The sequence below is a fragment of the Streptomyces sp. NPDC005408 genome (genome assembly GCF_040606445.1).
Taxonomy (GTDB): Bacteria; Actinomycetota; Actinomycetes; order Streptomycetales; family Streptomycetaceae; genus Streptomyces.
Genome location: NZ_JBEXEX010000023.1, coordinates 94,275 through 115,387, shown reverse-complemented (window position 1 = coordinate 115,387; position 21,113 = coordinate 94,275). Strand labels below are relative to the sequence as shown.

Genomic DNA, 21,113 nt, shown 5'->3' with positions numbered 1-21,113 from the left:
GGATGGCACCGATGCTGCGCGAGCGCGGCTTCGCCGTCGCCACCACGTACTGCTACGGCTGCATCCTGTGCCGCCGGTTCCCCGGTCCGCCGCGCCCCCGATCGGGGTGCGGGCCCTTCCGTATGCGTACGGCTCAGTCCTCGCCGAGATACGTCTTGCGGACGGACTCGTCGTGGAGCAGCTCCTGGCCGGGGCCGGAGAGCTTGATGGTGCCGATCTCCATGACATGCGCCTGGTCCGCCAGCGACAGCGCGGCCTGGGCGTTCTGCTCGACGAGCAGGATGGTGGTGCCCTGTGCCTTGAGCTCGACGATCGTCGCCATGATCTTCTGCATCATGATCGGCGACAGTCCCATGGAGGGCTCGTCCAGCATGAGCAGCTTGGGCTGCGACATCAGTGCGCGCCCCATCGCGAGCATCTGCTGCTCGCCGCCGGAGAGCGTGCCTGCCGCCTGCTTCCTGCGCTCTCCCAGAATCGGGAAGAGGTCGTAGGCGCGCTGGATGTCCTTCTCGATGCCCGCCTTGTCGTTGCGGAGGAAGGCGCCGAGCCGCAGATTGTCCTCGATGGACATGCGCGGGAAGATGTGCCGCCCCTCGGGGGAGTGTGCGAGCCCGAGGGAGACGATCTGGTGGGCCGGCACCTTCTTGAGGGACTTGCCGTTGAACTTGATCTGGCCGCCGACGGGCTTCAGGAGGCCCGAGAGGGTGCGCAGCGTGGTGGTCTTACCGGCGCCGTTGGTGCCGATGAGGGTGACGACCTCGCCGGCCTGGACGCTGAACGAGATGCCTTTGACGGCCTCGATCTTGCCGTAGGCGACGCGCAGGTCCTCGACTTCGAGAAGTGCGGTCATCAGTCGTTCTCCTTGCCTGCGGACCCTGTGGCCCCGGTTTCAGCCGCTTCCACTTCCGCTATTTCCTCGTCGCCCGGGGCGCCCTCGAAGGGCTCGCCGAGGTAGGCGGCGATGACGCGCTCGTCGCCCTGGACGGTCTCGCTGTCGCCCTCGACGAGCTTCTCGCCCTGGACGAGAACCGCGACGCGGTCGCACAGGTTGAAGATGAAGCGCATGTCGTGCTCGATGACGAGGACGGCGATGCCCATGTCCCGGATGGCGAAGACGAGTTCTTCGGTGGCCCGGGTTTCCTGCGGGTTCATGCCGGCCGTCGGCTCGTCGAGAAGGAGCAGGCCGGGGTCGCTGGCCAGGGCCCGCGCGATCTCGAGCTTGCGCTGCTCGCCGTAGGGGAGGTTCCGCGCGAGGTGCTCGGCCTTGTCGGCGAGGCCGATGAACTCGAGCAGTTCCATGGCCCGTGCCTTGGACTTGGCCTCGGCCTTGTGGAAGCCGGGGCCGCGCAGGAGGGCGGACCAGAGGCCTTCCTTGGTACGGGTGTGGCGGCCGACGAGCACGTTCTCCAGAACGGTCATGTTGCCGAAGAGGCGGATGTTCTGGAAGGTGCGCGCGACGCCCGCCGCCGTGACCTTGAACGACTTGGCGGGGAGGACGGTGCCCTTGTAGCGGACTTCGCCTTCGGTGGGGATGTAAAGACCGGTGAGGCAGTTGAAGAAGGTGGTCTTTCCCGCGCCGTTGGGGCCGATGAGACCGACGATCTCGCCGCTGTTGACGGTGAGGTCGACCGAGCGCACGGCGGTGAGGCCGCCGAACCGCATGGTGACGCCGCGGGCGTCGAGGACCGTCTCGCCGGGCGCGGTGGCCGGGGCGGTGTCCTTCGTGGTGGTGTCGGTGGTCATGGATCAGGCCCCTGTCTTGCTGAGGACTGCGGGCGCTTCCGCGGATTCGTGGAACTCGAGCTGGCGGCGCCGGTTGGGAATGAGTCCCTCGGGCCGGAAGCGCATCAGGAGTACGAGCGCGAGGCCGAAGGCAAGGAGCTGATAGTCGCCGAGGAACTGCAGCTTGGCGGGGATCAGGTAGAGCAGCGCGGCGCCGACGAGCGGTCCGCTGATGGTGCCCATGCCGCCGAGGACGACCGCGGCCAGCAGGAAGGCCGAGTTCGGCGGGACGACGTGGGCGAACTGGTACTGCTCCGGCGTCACGGTGTACGTGACGTGGGCCTGGACCGTACCGGCGAGGCCGGCGAGGGTCGCACCGAGGGCGAACGCGATGAGCTTGACCCGGAAGCCGTTGATGCCCATGGCGAGCGCTGCGGTCTCGTCCTCGCGGATCGCGATCCAGGCGCGGCCGATGCGGGAGTCACCGCTGCGGCGGAAGACCACCACGACGATCAGGGTGATCAGCAGCATCAGGAAGAAGTAGTTCGCGAACCGGCCGATGGTGACGCCGAAGATGGTGTGCTCGAGTCCGAAGTCGAAGCCGAACATCTGCAGGTTCGGGATCGACGAGATGCCGTTGGACCCGTTGGTGATGTCGGGGCCGGAGGTGCCGTCGAGGTTGTTGACGGTGATCCGGAAGATCTCACCGAAGCCGAGCGTCACGATCGCCAGGTAGTCGCCGCGCAGTCGCAGGGTCGGGGCGCCGATGAGGACGCCGAAGACCATGGACGCGGTGGCGCCGACGAGAACCGCTCCCCAGAAGGGGAAGTGGACGTCGAACGGCGAGGACGGCGATCCGGAGACCATGGCCGCGGCGTACGCGCCGACGCCGAGGAAGGCGACGTAACCGAGGTCGAGAAGTCCGGCGAGGCCGACGACGATGTTCAGACCGAGGGCGACGGTGGCGAAGATCAGGATGTAGACGCCGATCGTCGCGTACTGGTCGTCGGACTGGGTGAAGGGGAACGCGGCGGCCGCGGCGAACGCGCCTGCCATCGTCACTGTGCGGTGCCGGGCGGTGATCGCGGACAGGCGTGCGACGAGGCCCGACTTGAAGATGGCGGCGAAGCCGAAACCGGCGGTGATGAGGAAGCCGACGAAGAGCTCGTCGTACTGGGTGCCGATGCCGTACGTGAACACGACCAGGCCGAGGCTGAGCGCCGCGACGATGATCAGGATCTCGACGTACGAGGGCAGCTTGCGGGCGGGGGGTGCGGTGCCGGTGGCGAGGGCTGCCTTGATGACGGCGATCCGGTTGCGCCGGTTGTGACTGAGCTGGTCCCACCAGCTGTCCTCGGGGTCCGCCGGGTCGGGCGCGGGGCGCTCGAAGGGCAGGGCGAGGGCGCCGATGAGGGCGGCCAGGCTGACGATGCCGGCTATGAAGCCGCCGGGTTCGAGGTTGGCGAGACCGCCGAGCTGCTTGCTGATGGCGATCAGCGTGAACCAGGTGGTGGAGAAGGCGGCCAGCGCGGAGAGCCTGATCGAGCTGTCGGCACCGGCGGGAGCGAGCCACCTGAGGCCCTTGACTCCGTAGGAGGAGAGTCCGAACAGCGTTGTCAGGGCGCCCGCGATGAGGACGAGCCACTGGAGTCCGCCCGGGTATCCGTAGACCGTGAGGTCGCCGGGGAAGGCAGCGGTCCAGGTCCAGGCGAGGAACGCGGAGATGACGGTGAGAGCGCCGCCGCCGGTTGCAACCGCTCGCGCGATGGTCGGCGGGAGGGCGATGAGGCCCGTCTGTGCGCTGTCGGCCGGGGTACGCGGAGTGTCCGCGGTCGTGGTCTGTGTCGTCATCGGTGTCACGCCCTGTCCGCGACGCGCTCGCCGAGGAGGCCCTGTGGCCTGACGAGGAGCACGACGATGAGAAGTACGAAGGCCCAGACGTCGGCCCAGGACTGGCCGCCGAGCTGCTGCATGCCGGGGATGTCGTTGATGTAGGCCGTGGCCATGGTCTCGGCGATGCCGAGGGCGAGACCGCCGAGCATGGCGCCGTAGATGTTGCCGATACCGCCGAGGACGGCTGCGGTGAACGCCTTGAGGCCGAGGATGAAGCCCATGCGGAAGTTCACTTCGCCGTACTTGAGGCCGTACGCGACGGCTCCGACGGCGGCGAACGCGGCACCGAGGGCGAACGCGACCACGATGATGCGGTCCGTGTTGATGCCCATGAGCTTGGCCGTGTCCGGATCCTGGGCGGTGGCCTGCATACCGCGTCCGGTGCGGGTCTTCATGACGAAGAAGGCGAGGATCGCCATACAGATGGGGGCGGCTATCAGCAGGAAGATGTCACCGGTCTGGATGGTGATGCTGCCGAGGTGGAAAGGGCCACCGGGGATTTCGGGGAAGGTGCGGGAGGACTTCGCCTCGGGGTACCAGGCCCACACCGCCTGCTGCAGGGCCAGGGAGAGGCCGATGGCGGTGATGAGCGGGGCGAGGCGGGGTGCGGTGCGCAGCGGCCGGTACGCGAAGCGTTCCGCGCCGACGGCGATGGTGGTGGCGACGATGATCGCGCCGATCAGCATCAGTGGCAGAGCCAGCCACATGGTGGTGCCGGTGGGAAGGATGAGCCAGACCGTGAGGGCCCCGAACCCGCCGGTCATAAAGATCTCGCCATGGGCGAAGTTGATGAGCTGGACAATGCCATAAACCATCGTGTAGCCGATGGCGACGAGCCCGTACATGGATCCCAGTAGCAGGCCGTTGACCAGCTGTTGCGGCAGTTCGTGCACCGCAGGTCCTCCGAGTCTTTCGACGGATGTGACACCGCGCGGGGCGCATGTTTTGCGGCGCCCCGCGCGGCTGGTGAGGTGTTACGGAGTGACGATCAGCCGGCGAAGGTGCCGGACTTGACGGCCTTCCAGGCAGTGCCCTCGTACTGGTAGACCGTGAGCTGCTTGTTGGTGGCGTCGCCGAACTGGTCGAAGGAGACCTTGCCGGTCACACCGTCGAAGGAGACACCCTGCAGGGCCTCGATGACCTTGGCGCGGGCGTCGGACGGAAGCTTGCCGTCGTTGCCCTCGACGACCTTCTTCACGGCCTCGATGATCGACCAGGCGGAGTCGTACGAGTAGCCGCCGTAGGCCTCGTAGGCCTCCTTGTAGCCGCCCGCCTTGTAGTTGGCCACGAACTCCTTGGCCGAGGGGAGCGTCTCGACCGGCGCACCGACGGAGGTGGCGAGGTCGCCCACGCCCTCCTTGCCGGAGAGCTTGATGAAGTCGGCGCTGTAGATGCCGTCGCCGCCGACGAGCGGGATGGCGGCGCCGGACTTCTTGATCTGCTTGCTGAGCGGGCCGGCCACCGGGTACTCGCCGCCGTAGTAGACGACGTCGGCCTTGGAGCTCTTGATCTGGGTGACGACGGCCGCGAAGTCCTTGGTGTCAGGGTTCACGTGCTCGGTGCCGGCGACCTTGCCGCCGAGCTTCTCGAACTCCGCCTTGAAGGTGGCGGCGAGACCGGCGCCGTACGTCTTCTTGTCATCGATGATGAAGACGTTCTTCTTCTTGGCGGTGTTGTACAGGTACTGCGCGGCGAAAGGGCCCTGGATGGCGTCCGTGGTCGCGGTGCGGAAGTACGACTTGTACGGGCGGGCCTTCTCGCCGCTGTTCCACTTCGGTCCCTGGGTCAGGGCCGGGTTGGTGTTGGCGGGCGAGACCTGGGCCAGCTTCGCGTCGTCGAAGACCTTCTGCATGGACTCGGCGACCGAGGAGTTCAGCGGGCCTACGACACCGAGGACGTCCTTGTTGGCGACGAACTTGGTGGCGTTCTGCTGTCCGGAGGACGGCTGCGCCTGGTCGTCGAAGGCTTCCACCTTGAAGGTGATGCCGTTGACGTACTTCTTGGCGTTGGCCTGCTTGGCCGCGAGATCGACAGAGTTCTTGATGCCGAGGCCCAGGGCGGAGAGCTCACCGGTCAGCGGGGCATCGATGCCGATGACGACCGTGGTACCGCCGCCCTCGGCCCCGCTTTTGTTCTCGTCGCGCGAGCCGCAGGCGGTGAGCGACAGGGCTCCCGCGGTGAGCGCAGCCGTGATGGCTATGAGCGAACGTTGACGCACGATCAGTCCTTTCACCTGGCACGGCCGCCCCCCACGGGACGTACCGAGTCGAGCGCTGGAACCGAACTGAAGGTAATCCGGTGGCGCGGTGACTGGCCGTGACTCTAAGCGCGGTATTGGGGGAGGTGGAGTGGTCTGAGCAAGGATGTGACGCTCTTGTTATGCCGCGGCGTAATGGATAGCGGAGTTTCGAGGGTGGAACGGGGGAATTCCGGCCGGTTCGTCTTGTCCGCATGCTGAGAACGTGCAGGACTGTCCTAGGGTTTGAGTCCTGACATCTGATCTTGAGGGCAGGCAGTGCCAACCGCTCTGGCCAGGTCCCGGGCGTACCGATCGCCCAGAATGTAACTCTGCTCTTGCATTGCGCGCGCATTACGCAGGGTTACGTCGAGGAACGGGAGCCCGGCATTCCGTGTCACGGTTCGGCATTCCGACACGTGAACGGTAACGAGTACTTTGCGTGGCTTTCCGGTACTCACGGTGAACGGTGTTCCCGGCTTGCTGGAGACCCACATGCCCGCCGAGGTCTGGGTGATCCGTTCGACCGTCACCGGGGGGCCGGAGGTCGCGGTGACTGTGACGGTGAAATCGAACGAGTCCCGTCCGGCGGCCGGCCGGGCGGGAGCTTCGTAAGCCACGGCGACCGCCTGCGCCGGCCAGGGCGTCGGAGGCGGCGGGGGCGGCGTCGGCCGGGTCACGTAGAGATACGAAGCACCTGCGGCGAGGACGCAAGCGATTGCAGCGGTGATGACCGCGGGGCGATGCCGGGCGGCGAACTCGGAAGCCCGGCTCTGCCGGGGCCGGGCCGCGAAGGGCGTCGAGGCGTCGTCCGGCGCGTATGTGCCCTCACCCGGTTCGACCGGGCCGACTCCGCTCATTGCCAGGGGCCTCCGGTCGGGGACCCGCTACGGTAGCGCTCGGCGCACCGGGCCGAGGCCTGACTGTCGATCAACTTCCTTGCGGCGTCCGCCCCTTGGCGCTTCTGCTCGGCGCGAGCGGCGGCCGTCACGTCCAGCAGGATCTGGTGCTGCCCGCCGGACAGGCCCATGGCCTGATAGTCGAGGCCGGCCTGCTTCCCGCCGTCGAGCACGACCCGGGCCCAGTGGGATATCAGCTGGGCACACAGCTTCTCGGGGGACGTCGTCCGCGGCGAGGGGGACGCGGGAGGTGGCCTGTTCTCGCTGCGCGAGCCACCCCCGCAGCCGGCGAGGGCGGCGATCGCGAACGCGAGCGCGCACACGAGCAACAGCCCGCCCCGGGGCGGTGGTCCAGGCCTCATACGAGGAACGCTAGTCCGCCGACTCGGGGCAGGACAACGGTCGGGAGCGTCAGGCCCCGGCCGTTGGCGTCAGGCCCCGGTCGGTCCCGCCGCATCGCGCAGCAGACAGGTCAGCCGGGCCGTGCAGACCCGCTTGTCCTGCTCGTCGGTGATCACGATCTCGTACGTCGCCGTGGAACGGCCGCGGTGCACGGGCGTCGCGACGCCCGTGACCAGGCCGGACCGGACTCCACGGTGGTGCGTGCAGTTGAGATCGACGCCGACGGCGACCTTGGTGCTCCCGCCGTGCAGCATCGAGCCGACCGAGCCGAGCGTCTCCGCCAGTACGGCGGATGCGCCGCCGTGCAGCAGTCCGTACGGCTGGGTGTTGCCCGCTACCGGCATGGTGCCGACGACGCGCTCCGCCGAGGCCTCGGTGATCTCCACGCCCATGCGGTCGCCCAGCGTCCCGGCCGAGAAGAGCGCGGGCAGGTCGACCCCGAGCGCTGCGTATTCGTCGATGACCTCTTGCGGGAACTTCACGGTTCTCTGCTCGCCCATGGGGCCCGGCTCCGATCTCAGTACGGTGCATGCTGTGTGCACCGTCTTATCAGATGCCTGAGCGAACGCTTAGACGGGAGGTCCCATTCCCCGGACCCCCGGCCCCCGGACCCCCGGCCCCCGGACCCTCAGGCCTCCGGACCCTCAGGGGGTCTTGCCCGCCCGGACGCTCAGACGCCGTGCTCGAACCGGACCACCACGGACTTGCTTGCCGGGGTGTTGCTGGTGTCCGCGGTGGAGTCCAGCGGGACGAGCACATTGGTCTCCGGGTAGTACGCGGCGGCGCAGCCCCGGGCGGTGGGGTAGTGCACCACACGGAAACCGGGGGCCCGGCGCTCCACGCCGTCCTTCCACTCGCTGACCAGATCGGTGTACGAACCGTCCGCGAGACCCAACTCCCGGGCGTCCTCCGGGTTCACCAGGACCACCCGGCGGCCGCCCTTGATACCCCGGTAGCGGTCGTCGAGACCGTAGATCGTGGTGTTGTACTGATCGTGCGAGCGCAGCGTCTGCAGCAGCAGCCGGCCCGCGGGCACCTCGGGGAACTCGACGGGTGCCGCGGTGAAGTTGGCCTTGCCGGTGGCGGTGGGGAAGCGGCGCTCGTCGCGCGGGGCGTGGGGGAGCGTGAAGCCCCCGGGACGGGCGATCTTCGCGTTGAAGTCCTCGAAACCGGGCACCACGCGCGCGATGCGGTCGCGGATCGTCCCGTAGTCCTTCTCGAAGTCCTCCCACGGCGTCGTCGACGCGGGGCCGAGGACCGCCCGCGCAAGCCGGGCCACGATGGCCGGCTCCGAGAGCAGATGGGGGCTCGCCGGGGTGAGGTTGCCGCGGGAGGCGTGCACCATGCCCATCGAGTCCTCGACGGTGACCACCTGGCGGCCGCCCGCCTGGACGTCCTTGTCGGTGCGGCCGAGGGTGGGCAGGATCAGCGCCCGGGTGCCGGTCACGGCGTGCGAACGGTTCAGCTTGGTCGACACATGGACCGTGAGACGGGCCTTGCGCATCGCCGCCTCGGTGACCTCGGTGTCGGGCGTCGCGGCCACGAAATTGCCGCCCATGGCGAAGAAGACCTTCGCCTCGCCGTCGCGCAGCGCCCGGATGGACCGTACGACGTCGAAGCCGTGGTGGCGCGGCGGAGCGAAGCCGAACTCCTTCTCCAGGGCGTCGAGGAAGGCAGGCGCGGGCCGTTCGAAGATGCCCATGGTGCGGTCGCCCTGGACGTTGGAGTGCCCGCGAACCGGGCAGACACCGGCGCCGGGGCGGCCGATGTTGCCGCGCAGCAGCAGGAAGTTGACCACCTCACGGATGGTCGGCACGGCGTGCTTGTGCTGCGTGAGACCCATTGCCCAGCAGACGATGGTGCGCCGGGAGTCGAGGACCATGGCGAGCGCCTGCTCGATCTCGGAGCGGCCGAGCCCGGTCGCGGCGAGCGTCTCGTCCCAGTCGGCGGCGCGTGCGGCGGCCGTGAACTCCTCGTATCCATGGGTGTGTTCGCGTACGAACGCCTCGTCGACCGCACCGTCCGTATCGAGGATCAGCTTGTTCAGCAGCCGGAACAGGGCCTGGTCACCGCCGATGCGGATCTGCAGGAAGAGATCGTTGAGGGCCGTCCCCTTGAGCATGCCCTGTGGGGTCTGCGGATTCTTGAACCGCTCCAGACCGGCCTCGGGCAGCGGATTCACCGAAATGATCTTCGCGCCCGCGTTCTTGGCCTTCTCCAGGGCGCTGAGCATCCGCGGGTGGTTGGTGCCCGGATTCTGCCCGGCGACGATGATCAGATCCGCCTGGTGGAGGTCCTCCAGCGAGACGCTGCCCTTGCCGACGCCGATCGTCTCGGTGAGCGCCGAGCCCGAGGACTCGTGGCACATGTTGGAGCAGTCGGGGAGATTGTTGGTGCCGAACTCGCGGGCGAAGAGCTGGAGCAGGAAGGCGGCTTCGTTGCTCGTGCGGCCCGAGGTGTAGAAGAGCGCCTCGTCGGGGGAGTCGAGCGCAGTGAGTTCCTCGGCGATGATCGCGAAGGCCCGCTCCCAGGTGATCGCTTCGTACCGATCGGCCCCTTCGGGGAGAGCCCCTCTTTCGAGAAGCATGGGCTGGGTTATGCGGCCCTGCTGCCCAAGCCAGTAACCGCTGCGCGAGGCGAGGTCGGCCAGGGTGTGCGCGGCGAAGAAATCGGGCGTCACCCGGCGCAGCGTCGCCTCCTCGGCGACCGCCTTCGCGCCGTTCTCGCAGAACTCCGCCGTGTGCCGCTTGTCCTCCTCGGGCCATGCGCAGCCCGGACAGTCGAAGCCGTCCTTCTGGTTGACCTTGAGGAGAGTCTGCGCGGTACGGCGCATCCCCATCTGCTGTTGAGCCATGCGCAGCGTGTGCCCGATGGCGGGGAGGCCGGCGGCCGCGTGCTGCGGGGCCGCGACCTGCGGAGCGTCCTGGACCGGATCACCTGCGGGCGGCTTGCTGGCCATCGTGCTCTCCCTTGAGCCTGCTTCTGCTGCCGTACGTATCCGATCCTGTCACGGTTCTTCCCACGGTCGGGATTGTCAGTGGTACGTGGCAGGATCGTGGACGTGGCTGAGACGGCATCGAAGAAGACCGCAGACAACCGACCGCGCCTGCTCCTCATGGACGGGCATTCCCTGGCGTACCGGGCGTTCTTCGCGCTGCCCGCGGAGAATTTCACGACCGCGACCGGCCAGCCGACCAACGCCATCTACGGCTTCGCGTCGATGCTGGCGAACACGCTGCGCGACGAGTCGCCTACGCATTTCGCGGTGGCGTTCGACGTCTCCCGCAAGACGTGGCGCTCGCAGGACTTCCCCGAGTACAAGGCGAACCGCTCCAAGACCCCTGATGAGTTCAAGGGCCAGGTCGAGCTGATCGGCGAACTCCTGGACACCATGAACGCCGTCCGGTTCGCGGTGGACGGCTTCGAGGCCGACGACATCATCGCCACCCTCGCCACCCAGGCCGAGGCCGCCGGTTTCGAGGTGCTGATCGTCACCGGCGACCGGGACTCCTTCCAGCTGGTCAGCGAACACACCACCGTGCTCTACCCCACCAAGGGCGTCTCCGAGCTGACCCGCTTCACCCCGGAGAAGGTCCAGGAGAAGTACGGACTCACCCCCCAGCAGTACCCGGACTTCGCCGCCCTGCGCGGCGACCCGTCGGACAACCTGCCCGGCATCCCCGGCGTCGGCGAGAAGACCGCCACGAAGTGGATCAGTCAGTTCGGTTCGTTCGCGGAGCTGGTCGAGCGCGCCGACGAGGTCAAGGGCAAGGTCGGCCAGGCCCTGCGCGACCACCTGGAATCCGTCAAGCTCAACCGCCACCTCACCGAGCTGGTGCGGGACGTCGAGCTGCCGAAGAATGTCGCGGACCTGGAGCGCGCGCCGTACGACAGGACCGCGCTGAAGGGGTTCCTGGAAGTACTGGAGATCCGGAACCCGAGCCTTCGCGAGCGGCTCCTCGCGGTCGACCCGGGCGCGGAGGAGGACGAGGCCCCGGCTCCCGCCGCGGGCGTCGAGCTGGACGGCAAGGTGCTCGGCACCGGCGAGCTCGCCCCCTGGCTTCAGGAGCACGGCACCCAGCCGCTCGGCGTGGCCACCGTCGACACCTGGGCGCTCGGCACCGGCAGCGTCGCCGAGATCGCGCTCGCCTCGGCCACGGGCCAGGCCGCCTGGTTCGACACCACCCAGCTGAACGAGGCGGACGAGCAGGCCTTCGCCGCCTGGGTCTCCGACGCCGACCGGCCCAAGATCGTGCACAACGCGAAGAACGCGATGCGGGTCTTCCCGGAGCACGGCTGGAACCTCGACGGCGTCTCCATGGACACCGCGCTCGCCGCGTATCTGGTCAAGCCGGGCCGCCGTTCCTTCGCTCTGGATGCACTCTCCGTGGAGTATCTGGGCCGTGAGCTCGCCCCGGCGGCGGCCGACGGCCAGCTCGCCTTCGGCTCGGAGGACGAGCAGGCCGAGGCCGACGCCCTGATGTCGCAGGCCCGCGCGGTCCTCGACCTCGGCGACGCCTTCACCGAGCGACTGGCCGAGGTCGGCGCGGCCGGGCTGCTGCACGATGTCGAACTGCCCACCTCCGCCCTGCTCGCCCGCATGGAGCGGCACGGCATCGCGGCAGACCGGCCCCATCTGGAGGCCATGGAGCAGCAGTTCGCGGGCGCGGTGCAGCAGGCGGTGAAGGAGGCGCACGCCTCCGTCGGGCACGAGTTCAACCTCGGCTCGCCCAAGCAGCTCCAGGAAGTCCTTTTCGGTGAGCTGAATCTGCCCAAGACCAAGAAGACCAAGACCGGTTACACCACGGACGCGGACGCGCTGGCCTGGCTGGCCGGCCAGACCGAGCACGAGCTGCCGGTCCTCATGCTGCGCCACCGGGAGCAGGCGAAGCTGCGGGTCACCGTCGAGGGCCTGATCAAGACGATCGCGTCCGACGGCCGTGTGCACACCAGCTTCAGCCAGATCGTCGCGGCGACCGGCCGGCTCTCCTCCACCGACCCGAACCTGCAGAACGTACCGGTGCGCACCGACGAGGGCCGCGCGATCCGCCGCGGCTTCGTCGTCGGCGAGGGCTTCGAGTCCCTGATGACCGCCGACTACAGCCAGATCGAACTGCGCGTGATGGCCCATCTGTCGGAGGACGAGGGCCTGCTGGAGGCGTTCGCCTCCGGCGAGGACCTGCACACCACCGTCGCCTCGCAGGTGTTCGCCGTGGACAAGTCCGGCGTCGACGCCGAGATGCGCCGCAAGATCAAGGCGATGTCGTACGGACTGGCCTACGGGCTCTCGGCGTTCGGCCTCTCTCAGCAGCTGAACATCGATCCCGCCGAGGCGCGCGGCCTGATGGACACCTACTTCGAGCGTTTCGGTGGCGTACGGGACTATCTGCACCGCGTCGTCGTCGAGGCCCGGGTGACCGGCTACACCGAGACGATGCTCGGCCGCCGCCGCTATCTGCCCGACCTGAACAGCGACAATCGCCAACGCCGCGAGGCGGCCGAGCGGATGGCGCTCAACGCCCCGATCCAGGGCACCGCGGCGGACATCGTCAAAGTCGCGATGCTGAATGTCGACCGGGCGCTGCGGGAGGCGAAGCTCTCCTCCCGGCTGCTGCTCCAGGTCCACGACGAAATCGTGCTGGAGATCTGGCCGGGCGAGCGGGAGCGGGTCGAGGAGCTGGTCCGCAAGGAGATGTCCTCGGCGGTGTCGCTGAGTGCGCCGCTGGATGTCTCGGTGGGAGTGGGCCCGGACTGGGAGTCCGCGGCGCACTGACCCCCCGGACGCCCGCGCCTCAAACGCCGGACGGGCTGAATGTTCAGCCTGCCCGGCGTTTGAGGACTACGCCCGAAGGGCGTACCGGGGGTCCGCCCTCTCAGACCCGTTCCACCGCGCGTCCCCGCAACTGCATCCCCGCCCCGTACACCACCAGGCCCACCGCCAGCCCCGCCCCCGCCCCGAAGCAGGCGGTCGGGATGATGTCCAGCGGCGAGTCGACCTGCCCGTAGTAGGCGTACCACCGTGCACACCGCTGGACGACGCCGAGCAGCACGCATGCCCCGAGCAGCGTCGCCGCCAGCCATCGCTCCCGGCCGTCCAGCAGCCGCACCGACGCGGGCGCGATGACCGGAGGCTGCGTGTGCAGCGCGGACACCGCGAACCACACCAGCGCCACAAGCGCCAGCGCCGAAGTGCCGTACTGCGCATACGAGTACAGCGGCAGACCGGCCGCCGTCTCGTTGAGGACCGGCAGCAGCCGCGTGCCCCACCGGCCGTGGTGGGTGAAGGCGTCCCACACGACATGCGTGCTAGCTCCGAGCACCGCCGAGACATAGAACCGCAGCGCCATCGCCGGAGTCCGGTCCGTGCGCCGCGACCGAACACACCCCCGTACGAAGGCGTGGACCCGCCCCTGCCAGGCGGCCGGGAGCAGCGCCACCAGCGGCTCACGCACCATCACCCACACCGCCACCAGCGCAGCCGTGATCGCCACATCCACGGTCAGCACGCCGAGCGGTGCATGGGTGACGGTCCCGAACTCCATCGCACCCGGAACGGCGCCTGCCGCGAAGTACGTCATGTCGGGGGCGAACGAGCCCATCACGAGGGCCGAGGCGAGCAGCGGTCCGCGCGCGGTCCCGTTTCTGCGGATGCCCGGCAGCACCGCCGCGGCATGGCTCAACGTGAACGGCATGGTGGTGCCCCCTGGAAACCTGGAACCCGGACCTGGAATCCGGACGTGGAGCCCGGACCCGGTGCCCCGACCCGGACCCCTCTGGACCCTTGTCGATCATTGACGCCCAGTATGCGTGATGTTCGAACTCCGGGTTCGAACTCCGGATTGCGGGCGACACGGAGGTGGCCAACTGGTGAAAAACGGTCAGGGGTCGGTGTTCCGGGGCTCGTAGTTGCCGTAGGGTCACCTGAGTCCCGCGCTGGGGAGCGCGGGCAGCCGCCTCCGGGGAGGGAACAGACGTATGGCAGCGCAATTCGGCCGCCGACTGCGCAGGGGAGCCACCACCACTGCCGTGGCAGCGGCCGCAGTGGCCGCACTCTCCGCCTCAGGGGCGCCCGGCATCACGCATGCCACCACGGGTGACAGTCAGGGTGCTTCCGACGTCACCCCGCCGCCCGGCACCCCGGTCACCGGCAACTCCCCTTACTACACGGACCTTCCGCCGCTGAACACCCCCGACAAACCGGGCACTTCTGTAGATCTCCCCGTGACAGGTCCGACGGAATCGGGCGTACCCGCCACCGTCCTCGCGGCGTACAAGCAGGCCGAGCAGACCATCGCGGGCTCCGATCCCGGGTGCCATGTGCCCTGGCAACTGCTCGCCGCGATCGGCAAGGTGGAGTCCGGCCAGGCGCGCGGCGGCAATGTCGACGACAACGGCACCACGCTCTCGCCGATCCTCGGCCCCGTCCTCGACGGCGTCGGTTTCGCGAACATCTCGGACACCGACAACGGCGCGTACGACAGCGACCCGACGCACGACCGCGCGGTCGGCCCGATGCAGTTCATCCCCTCCACCTGGGAGAAGTGGGGCCAGGACGCCAACGCCGACGGCCGCCGCGACCCCAACAACATCTACGATGCCGCACTCGCAGCCGGGCGCTATCTCTGCGCCGACGGCCGGGACCTGGCGGTCAAGTCCGACCTCGACAGGGCGATCCTCGGCTACAACCACTCGCAGGAGTATCTGCGTACGGTCCTGTCCTGGTTCGAGTTCTACAAGCGCGGCACCCACGAGGTCCCGGACGGCACCGGTGTGCTGCCGATCTCCCACGGGCCCGGGAGCTCCGGCACCACTCCGAGCAACACACCCAGGCCCAGCACCACCCCGAAGCCGACGCCGACCCCGACGAAGCCCGGCGGTGGCACCACGCCCAAGCCGACCCCCACGCCGACCCCTACGCCGACGCCGCCCCCCACGCCGACCCCGTCGCCCGTCTCCCGTATCGAGGACGCGGGCACCGGCGAGCTGAGCACCATGGCGGGCCACGACTTCACCGGGCGGGCCACGGTGCGGGTGAGGAACACCGCGGGCAAGGCCGTCCCGTCCCAGGCCGTCCGCTTCGAGATCGTCGGCGAGACCGACACCCGCTTCACCGGCGGCAAGGCGAGTGTGATCCTGTACACCGGCACCGACGGCACGGCCACATCGCCCGCCCTCCAGGCGGGCGAGAAGACCGGAACCTTCACCCTCCGGGCGACGGTCGCGGGCGGCCGCGTGCTGCCCCCCGTCGACTTCACCGCGACCGTCACGGTCCGGGCCGCGGACGCCATCGCCAGGACCGACGACAAGGTCCTGACGGCCGCCCCCGGTACGGAGTTCGCGGACGCCGACACCTGCGAGGTCAAGGCCACCTACAAGGGCGCCGTCGCCGCGGGGGTCGCCGTCACGGCCACCGTGATCACCGCCGCGGACAACCCGGCCGAGAACGACAAGGGCCCCTACTTCAAGGACGCCGAGGGCAAGACGATCCGTACCCTCACGGACCTGAAGACCGACGCCAACGGCGTCCTGAAGCTCCCCAAGATCTTCGCGGACGACCAGACGGGCACCTTCCTGCTCCGTCTCACCACCGCGGGCGGCGCGACCGTGGACATCGAGCTCAAGGTCGCAGCGCCGGCGGCCTGACCCCGAAACCCAGCACTCCCGCACCGCCCCTGTGTCGCCCGCCGACACAGGGGCGGTGCAACGTGTTCTCATCTCGCGTCTCGATTGCTACGGTGCCCCCGCCCTGACGCCGTATCAGATCCATCCGGATCCGAGCCCCCGGGAGGCCGAGCATGCGCGCCCTCGTCGCCGCCGCCATCGGGCTTGCGGCCGCCCTCATCCTGGTCGTCGGCATTTCAGCGATCGGCTCTCCCCCCGGCGAGACCTCCCCGAAGCCGCTGCTGACCACCGTCCCCGGCCCCAAGAAGTAGGAGGGCCAGACCATGCGCCGCAGAGCGAGCCTCGTACTCCTCGCCTTCGCCGTCTTCTTCGCCGCTCTCTCGCCGCTGCTGCGCTGGTACGCCTTTCCGCGGCTGGTGAAGATCCCGCCCAGCCAGTACCAGGAGATGGTGCTCGAGGCGAAGCCCGCGACCCTCCTCGACTACGGCTCCCTCCAGTCGAAGCAGGTCGAGAAGGTCACCATCGTGCAGACGCTCAAGGGCAATGTGGAGGAGTCCGAGAAGATCGAGCGCAGTGCGGGCCGCGATGTCGTCGTCTGGGACGCCCTCTCCTATGTCGCCGGACCCGACGGCAAGATGGTCTCCCAGATCCCCGAGCGCTACATCTTCGACGCCCACAGCCAGGCGCCCGTTCACGCCACCGGGGAAATGGTCGACGGGGACGCGGTACGGCGCGAGGGCATCGAGTTCAAGTGGCCGTTCCTCACCGAGAAACGGGACTACGAGTACTTCGACGCCCAGCCCCGTACGTCGGCGCCCATCCACTACATGGGGACGCGGACGTTCCGCGGGCTCGAGGTCTACTACTTCGAGCAGACCATCCCCTGGACCAAGGTGCCGTACCCGAAGAAGATGCCCATCCCCGGCGTCGACGCCACCACGCTGGAGAAGCAGACCGGCACCACGCGCTGGTACACGACGAAGCGGATGTTCTGGGTCGACCCGGTCACGGGCGCTCCCGTCAACGGCGAGGAGATCCACAAGGAGGAGCTGCGCGGCGGCACCCTGCTGGGCGGCCGGGACAAGGTCACCGTGTTCGCCGGGCATGTGAAGATCCGCCCCGACTATCTGGACTACACGGTCGACCTGGTCAAGTCCAACCGCCGGATGGTGCTGCTGATGACGTCGTATCTGCCGTGGGGCTTCCTGGTTCTCGGCACCGGCCTGCTGGCACTCGCGCTGGTCCTGGAGGCCCGCAGCCGCCGGCCGCGGGCGCCCGCGGCGGAACGCGATCCGGAGCCGGTGCCCGTCTGACGCCTCCCTGTCAGCTCTCTCTGCCGAGGCGTGCCTTGGTGTGCCGGGTCGGCTCGGCCGTCGAAGGATCCTCCGGCCACGGGTGCTTGGGGTAGCGGCCGCGCAACTCGGCCCGTACGGACCGGTATCCGTCCTTCCAGAACGACGCCAGGTCCGCGGTCACGGCCGCGGGCCGCCCGGCGGGCGAGAGCAGATGCACCAGCACCGGCACACCCGAGACCGTGGGCGTCTCGCGCAGGCCGAACAGCTCCTGGAGCTTGACCGCGAGGACGGGCTGCTCCCCGCCGTACTCGACCCGGATCCGCGAACCGCTCGGCACCTCGATCCGCTCCGGCGCCAGCTCGTCGAGGCGGGACGCCTCGCCGCCCGCCCACGGCAGCAGCCGCTGGAGGCCCTGGGCTGCCTGGATGCGCCCGAGATCGGCCCGGCGCCTGGCCCTGGACAGCTCCGGTTCCAGCCATTCCTCGGTACGGTCCAGCAGCGCCGCGTCCGACACATCCGGCCAGGGCGGACCATGTACCCGGTGCAGGAAGGCCAGCCGCTCGCGAATGCCCTCAGCATCGCGGGTCCAGCGCAGGAGCCCGAGCCCCTCGCGCCGCAGCCCGTCGAGCAGGGCTTCGCGTACGAGAGCGGGATCCGGGTTCTTCAGCGCGCGCACGGAGAGCTCGACGGCCCCCAGCCGCTCCACCTCGCGGGCGACGACATCGCCGTTCTCCCAGTGGACCTCCTCGCCGGAGACGAGCAGATGCGCGGCGGCGGTACGGGCCGTGTCCTCGTCGATGACGGCGGCGAGCCGTATCTGTGCCGACGCGGCATGGGCAGGGCGGTCGGCGACGGCGACGGCGAGCCAGGGCGCACGGCGCAGCGCCGACCCGACGAGCTCGCCGCCGGTCCCGGACGCCATCAGGAACGCACCGTCGCCGCGGGCCCTGGCCACCCGCTCGGGGAACGCGAGCGCGGCGACGACCCCGGCGACGGCGTCGTCGGCTCCCGCAGCCGGGGGCTTCGCCCCCAGGCCCCCGGTACGGCCTTCAGGCGTGTCCTCAATCGCCGGACGGGCTTGATTTCCGAGCGCCGACGCCAGCCGGCCCACCTCAGCTCTCCAGCGCCCCGCGTACCCGTCGCCGCCGCGGCGCGCCGTGCGCCACACCGCCGCCAGGTCGTCTCCGTACTCCCTCGGCGGCTCCTCACTGAGCAGGGCCACCACCTCGGAAGCCCGGCGTACGCCCACCTCCCGCGCGCCGTCGAGCAGTGCGCGCGCCAGCCGGGGGTGCAGGCCGAGCCGGGACATCCGTACGCCTCGTTCGGTGGCCCGGCCCGTCGCGTCCACCGCGCCGATCGCCGTCAGGACCGACTGCGCCGCGGCCAGCGCACCGGCCGGGGGTGCGTCCAGCAACGCCAGGCCCTCCGCCGACGGGTCACCCCAGCAAGCGGCCTGAAGCGCGAACGCCGTCAGGTCCGCGACCTTGATCTCAGGGGACGGGAAACGCGGCAGCCGGGCGTCCTCGGCCTCGGACCAGCAGCGGTACACCGCACCCGGGGCCTCGCGGCCCGCCCGCCCCGCGCGCTGGCGGGCCGCCGCCTGCGAGGCCCGCACCGTGGTCAGCGCGCTCAGCCCGCGTGCGTGATCGGTGCGCGGCTCCCGTGCCAGACCCGAGTCGACGACGACCCGCACACCCGGCACGGTCAGCGACGATTCGGCCACCGAGGTCGCGAGCACGACCCGGCGACCCGAGCCCCCGGACAGTACGGCGTCCTGCACCGCGGCAGGCGCCCGTCCGTGGACCTGGAGCACGTCGGCGTCGATACCGCTCAACTGGCCCGCCACCCGGCTGATTTCACCGACGCCGGGCAGGAAGCAGAGCACATCGCCGCTCCGCTCGGTCAGCGCCCGCCGCACCACGGAGGCCACATGGGTCAGCAGTGCGGGATCGACCCGCATCCCGTGCGGCGGCCGCACCGGCCGGGCAGGAGGCGCCCACACCACATCCACCGGATGCGCGACGCCCTCGGCCTCGACCACCGGCGCGTCGCCCAGCAGCCGTGCCCAGCCCAGGGCGTCCGTCGTGGCCGAGGCCGCCACCAGCCGCAGGTCCGGCCGCAGAGCGGCCCGTACATCCAGCAGAAACGCGGCCACCGTGTCCGCGTCCAGATGCCGCTCATGGCACTCGTCGATGATCACCACGTCGATCCCGGCCAGCTCCTGGTCGCGCTGCAAGCGCTGCAGCAGCACGCCGGTGGTCACCACCTCGACGACCGTCCCGCGCCCCACCACGCGCTCGCCGCGCACGGTGAAGCCGACCTTGCCGCCCGTCTTCTCGCCCAGCAGCCAGGCCATCCGGCGCGCGGCGGCCCTGGCCGCGATCCGCCGTGGCTCGGCGACCAGCACGCGCCGCAGCGGACCGCCGCCGACCAGACCGGCGAGCACCAGCGGTACGAGCGTGGTCTTGCCGGTGCCGGGCGGCGCGCACAGCACCGCGCACCCGCGTGTGTCGAGCGCTTGCCTGAGCGCGGGCACGGCGGTCTGTACGGGAAGGCCGGCGAGGGCGTCGTCGCGGATCACGGCCCCAGTCTCGCAAGAGGCGACGAGAGACGGATCAGGGACGGACCAGAGCCGACGAGAGCCCGATCAGAGCCGGATCAGGGATCGAAGGTCCTGTCGCAGGCCTTGCAGATCATGCGGTTCTTCCAGGAGGCCAGTTCCACCCGGGCCCGCGACGCCGCAGACTCCACCACGATCAGCCCGCCGCCCCCGACGACGATCGCGAGCGCCCCGCCCTGCCACTCGCCGGTGACCAGCAACGCGACCCCGCCCACGACGAGGGCGAGCCACCATCTCCACTGCGCCTCGGCAGCCAGGGGAGGCGCGAACTCCTCACTGCGCGGCGCGTCCGGGGACATCCGGCCGTGAAAGACACTCACCCTCTCCACGGCCTCGCTCTTTCCGCACTCCGGGCAGACGCGCATGCATACCCCCGATGGGAACAGCAGTCCGACGTACGAGCGCGTCAGTCATTCCCCGGAGCTGATGTGAACATGCTCAGAGCGGGCGAGCTGTGGGCCTAGTCACGCTCGCAGACGAAGATCGCCGTACCGGGGATCAGATTCCCGCGCAGCGGGGACCAGCCGCCCCACTCCTGGCTGTTCCATGCGGGCCACTCCGGCTCGACCAGATCCACCAGCCGGAAGCCCCCCGCCACCACGTCCCGCACCCGGTCGCCGATCGTCCGGTGGTGCTCCACATACACCGCACGCCCCTGTTCGTCCTGCTCGACATAGGGAGTGCGGTCGAAGTACGAGGCGGCCACCGACAGACCCTCGGGCCCCGGCTCGTCGGGAAACGCCCAGCGGATCGGGTGGGTGACCGAGAAGACCCAGCGCCCGCCCGGCCGCAGGACACGCCGTACCTCACGGAAGACCTGAACGGGGTCCGCGACGAAGGGCACCGCCCCGTACGCCGAGCACGCGAGATCGAACGAGCCGTCCCGAAAGGGCAGCGCCCCCGCGTCCGCCTCGACCAGCGGTACGTCGTCGCCGATCCGGAGCGCGTGCTGGAGCTGGCGGTGGGAGAGGTCCAGGGCCACCGGGCGCGCGCCCTGGGCGGCCAGCCAGCGCGAGCACTGCGCGGCACCCGCCCCGATCTCCAGGATGTCGAGCCCCTTCAGTGACCCGGCGGGACCCAGCAGTGCGGCATCCGCCTCGTCGAGCCCCTCCGGACCCCAGACAAAGCGGTCGTCGCCCAGGAACGCCCCGTGCTCGGTCTGATACTCATCGGCGTTCCGGTCCCACCAGCCGCGGCTCGCGCGGCTGCTCTCCGAATCGCCGGCAATACGGCGAGTGGCTTCCGGCTCGAAATCTTGGAACATCGTCACCGTCGTTGTAGTTTGCGTTCAGCGCGGCCGATGGCGGCCATTGTGGCCTCGGCGCGGCGCCAATATGCGGCTGCCGCCGCGTGGTTGGTTGTGCGGGTATGGGGCGTTCCGCCCCGGGTGTGCGCCTTCGCGCATTGACCATGCCTGGCTGCGC

General features: G+C 69.6%; 16 protein-coding genes. 4 read left to right on the top strand and 12 right to left on the bottom strand.

Annotated features, from left to right (window positions below):
- Positions 1 to 133: 133 nt before the first annotated feature.
- From ABZS64_RS22285 to ABZS64_RS22250, 8 genes are all read right to left on the bottom strand, one after another.
- Positions 134 to 850 carry an ABC transporter ATP-binding protein gene (locus ABZS64_RS22285; protein WP_355832234.1) on the bottom strand — a complete coding sequence of 239 codons (717 nt, stop codon included), beginning with the start codon at positions 848 to 850 and terminating at the stop codon, positions 134 to 136.
- Positions 850 to 1,743, bottom strand: coding sequence for an ABC transporter ATP-binding protein (locus ABZS64_RS22280; RefSeq protein ID WP_355832232.1), 894 nt, complete (start codon positions 1,741 to 1,743; stop codon positions 850 to 852). The genes ABZS64_RS22285 and ABZS64_RS22280 overlap by 1 nt, the downstream gene beginning before the upstream one ends.
- A gap of 3 nt (positions 1,744 to 1,746) precedes the next feature.
- Entirely contained in the window at positions 1,747 to 3,573 is a 1,827-nt protein-coding gene (locus ABZS64_RS22275; protein ID WP_355832229.1) for a branched-chain amino acid ABC transporter permease, read from the bottom strand.
- A 5-nt stretch (positions 3,574 to 3,578) separates the two neighbouring features.
- On the bottom strand, positions 3,579 to 4,508 hold the full coding sequence (locus ABZS64_RS22270) for a branched-chain amino acid ABC transporter permease (protein WP_355832226.1): 930 nt from the start codon (positions 4,506 to 4,508) through the stop codon (positions 3,579 to 3,581).
- A 95-nt stretch (positions 4,509 to 4,603) separates the two neighbouring features.
- On the bottom strand, positions 4,604 to 5,833 hold the full coding sequence (locus ABZS64_RS22265) for a branched-chain amino acid ABC transporter substrate-binding protein (RefSeq protein WP_355832224.1): 1,230 nt from the start codon (positions 5,831 to 5,833) through the stop codon (positions 4,604 to 4,606).
- 874 nt (positions 5,834 to 6,707) lie between these two features.
- Entirely contained in the window at positions 6,708 to 7,112 is a 405-nt protein-coding gene (locus tag ABZS64_RS22260; RefSeq protein WP_355832221.1) for a hypothetical protein, read from the bottom strand.
- 69 nt (positions 7,113 to 7,181) lie between these two features.
- Positions 7,182 to 7,652, bottom strand: a complete 471-nt coding sequence (locus ABZS64_RS22255; protein ID WP_355832218.1) for a hotdog fold thioesterase — start codon at positions 7,650 to 7,652, stop codon at positions 7,182 to 7,184.
- A gap of 170 nt (positions 7,653 to 7,822) precedes the next feature.
- Positions 7,823 to 10,111, bottom strand: coding sequence for an FdhF/YdeP family oxidoreductase (locus ABZS64_RS22250; protein ID WP_355832215.1), 2,289 nt, complete (start codon positions 10,109 to 10,111; stop codon positions 7,823 to 7,825).
- 102 nt (positions 10,112 to 10,213) lie between these two features.
- Here ABZS64_RS22250 and polA point away from each other — a divergent pair, with 102 nt between their 5' ends.
- The gene (gene polA, locus ABZS64_RS22245; RefSeq protein ID WP_355832212.1) at positions 10,214 to 12,925 is read left to right on the top strand and encodes a DNA polymerase I; all 2,712 of its coding nucleotides are present in this window, start codon (positions 10,214 to 10,216) and stop codon (positions 12,923 to 12,925) included.
- A 100-nt stretch (positions 12,926 to 13,025) separates the two neighbouring features.
- Here the strand turns inward: polA and ABZS64_RS22240 are convergent, their stop codons facing one another.
- Positions 13,026 to 13,844, bottom strand: a complete 819-nt coding sequence (locus tag ABZS64_RS22240) for a DUF4184 family protein (RefSeq protein WP_355832209.1) — start codon at positions 13,842 to 13,844, stop codon at positions 13,026 to 13,028.
- Positions 13,845 to 14,127: 283 nt separating this feature from the next.
- Here ABZS64_RS22240 and ABZS64_RS22235 point away from each other — a divergent pair, with 283 nt between their 5' ends.
- The 3 genes from ABZS64_RS22235 to ABZS64_RS22225 all read left to right on the top strand — a co-directional run bounded on the left by ABZS64_RS22235 (position 14,128) and on the right by ABZS64_RS22225 (position 17,087).
- Positions 14,128 to 15,795 carry a lytic transglycosylase domain-containing protein gene (locus ABZS64_RS22235; protein WP_355832207.1) on the top strand — a complete coding sequence of 556 codons (1,668 nt, stop codon included), beginning with the start codon at positions 14,128 to 14,130 and terminating at the stop codon, positions 15,793 to 15,795.
- Between the two features lie 152 nt (positions 15,796 to 15,947).
- Positions 15,948 to 16,085, top strand: a complete 138-nt coding sequence (locus ABZS64_RS22230) for an SPW_0924 family protein (RefSeq protein ID WP_355832205.1) — start codon at positions 15,948 to 15,950, stop codon at positions 16,083 to 16,085.
- A 12-nt stretch (positions 16,086 to 16,097) separates the two neighbouring features.
- Entirely contained in the window at positions 16,098 to 17,087 is a 990-nt protein-coding gene (locus tag ABZS64_RS22225; protein ID WP_355832202.1) for a DUF3068 domain-containing protein, read from the top strand.
- Between the two features lie 10 nt (positions 17,088 to 17,097).
- On the opposite strand, the gene hrpB is transcribed toward ABZS64_RS22225, so the two are convergent.
- From hrpB to ABZS64_RS22210, 3 genes are all read right to left on the bottom strand, one after another.
- A complete protein-coding gene (hrpB, locus tag ABZS64_RS22220; RefSeq protein WP_355832199.1) occupies positions 17,098 to 19,650 on the bottom strand; it encodes an ATP-dependent helicase HrpB in 2,553 nt (850 codons plus the stop codon).
- Positions 19,651 to 19,727: 77 nt separating this feature from the next.
- Positions 19,728 to 20,018 carry a hypothetical protein gene (locus ABZS64_RS22215; RefSeq protein WP_355832197.1) on the bottom strand — a complete coding sequence of 97 codons (291 nt, stop codon included), beginning with the start codon at positions 20,016 to 20,018 and terminating at the stop codon, positions 19,728 to 19,730.
- Between the two features lie 131 nt (positions 20,019 to 20,149).
- Complete coding sequence (locus ABZS64_RS22210) at positions 20,150 to 20,953, bottom strand: class I SAM-dependent methyltransferase (RefSeq protein ID WP_355832245.1); 804 nt, start codon at positions 20,951 to 20,953, stop codon at positions 20,150 to 20,152.
- Positions 20,954 to 21,113 lie beyond the last annotated feature (160 nt).

Excerpts from the sequence above, each read along its gene's own strand:
- ABZS64_RS22210 (WP_355832245.1), bottom strand. The coding sequence starts at position 20,953 with ATGTTCCAAGATTTCGAGCCGGAAGCCACTCGCCGTATTGCCGGCGAT.
- ABZS64_RS22280 (WP_355832232.1), bottom strand. The coding sequence starts at position 1,743 with ATGACCACCGACACCACCACGAAGGACACCGCCCCGGCCACCGCGCCC.
- ABZS64_RS22235 (WP_355832207.1), top strand. The coding sequence starts at position 14,128 with ATGGCAGCGCAATTCGGCCGCCGACTGCGCAGGGGAGCCACCACCACT.
- ABZS64_RS22285 (WP_355832234.1), bottom strand. The coding sequence starts at position 850 with ATGACCGCACTTCTCGAAGTCGAGGACCTGCGCGTCGCCTACGGCAAG.
- ABZS64_RS22225 (WP_355832202.1), top strand. The coding sequence starts at position 16,098 with ATGCGCCGCAGAGCGAGCCTCGTACTCCTCGCCTTCGCCGTCTTCTTC.
- ABZS64_RS22275 (WP_355832229.1), bottom strand. The coding sequence starts at position 3,573 with ATGACGACACAGACCACGACCGCGGACACTCCGCGTACCCCGGCCGAC.
- ABZS64_RS22240 (WP_355832209.1), bottom strand. The coding sequence starts at position 13,844 with ATGCCGTTCACGTTGAGCCATGCCGCGGCGGTGCTGCCGGGCATCCGC.
- ABZS64_RS22260 (WP_355832221.1), bottom strand. The coding sequence starts at position 7,112 with ATGAGGCCTGGACCACCGCCCCGGGGCGGGCTGTTGCTCGTGTGCGCG.
- ABZS64_RS22230 (WP_355832205.1), top strand. The coding sequence starts at position 15,948 with ATGCGCGCCCTCGTCGCCGCCGCCATCGGGCTTGCGGCCGCCCTCATC.
- ABZS64_RS22255 (WP_355832218.1), bottom strand. The coding sequence starts at position 7,652 with ATGGGCGAGCAGAGAACCGTGAAGTTCCCGCAAGAGGTCATCGACGAA.
- ABZS64_RS22250 (WP_355832215.1), bottom strand. The coding sequence starts at position 10,111 with ATGGCCAGCAAGCCGCCCGCAGGTGATCCGGTCCAGGACGCTCCGCAG.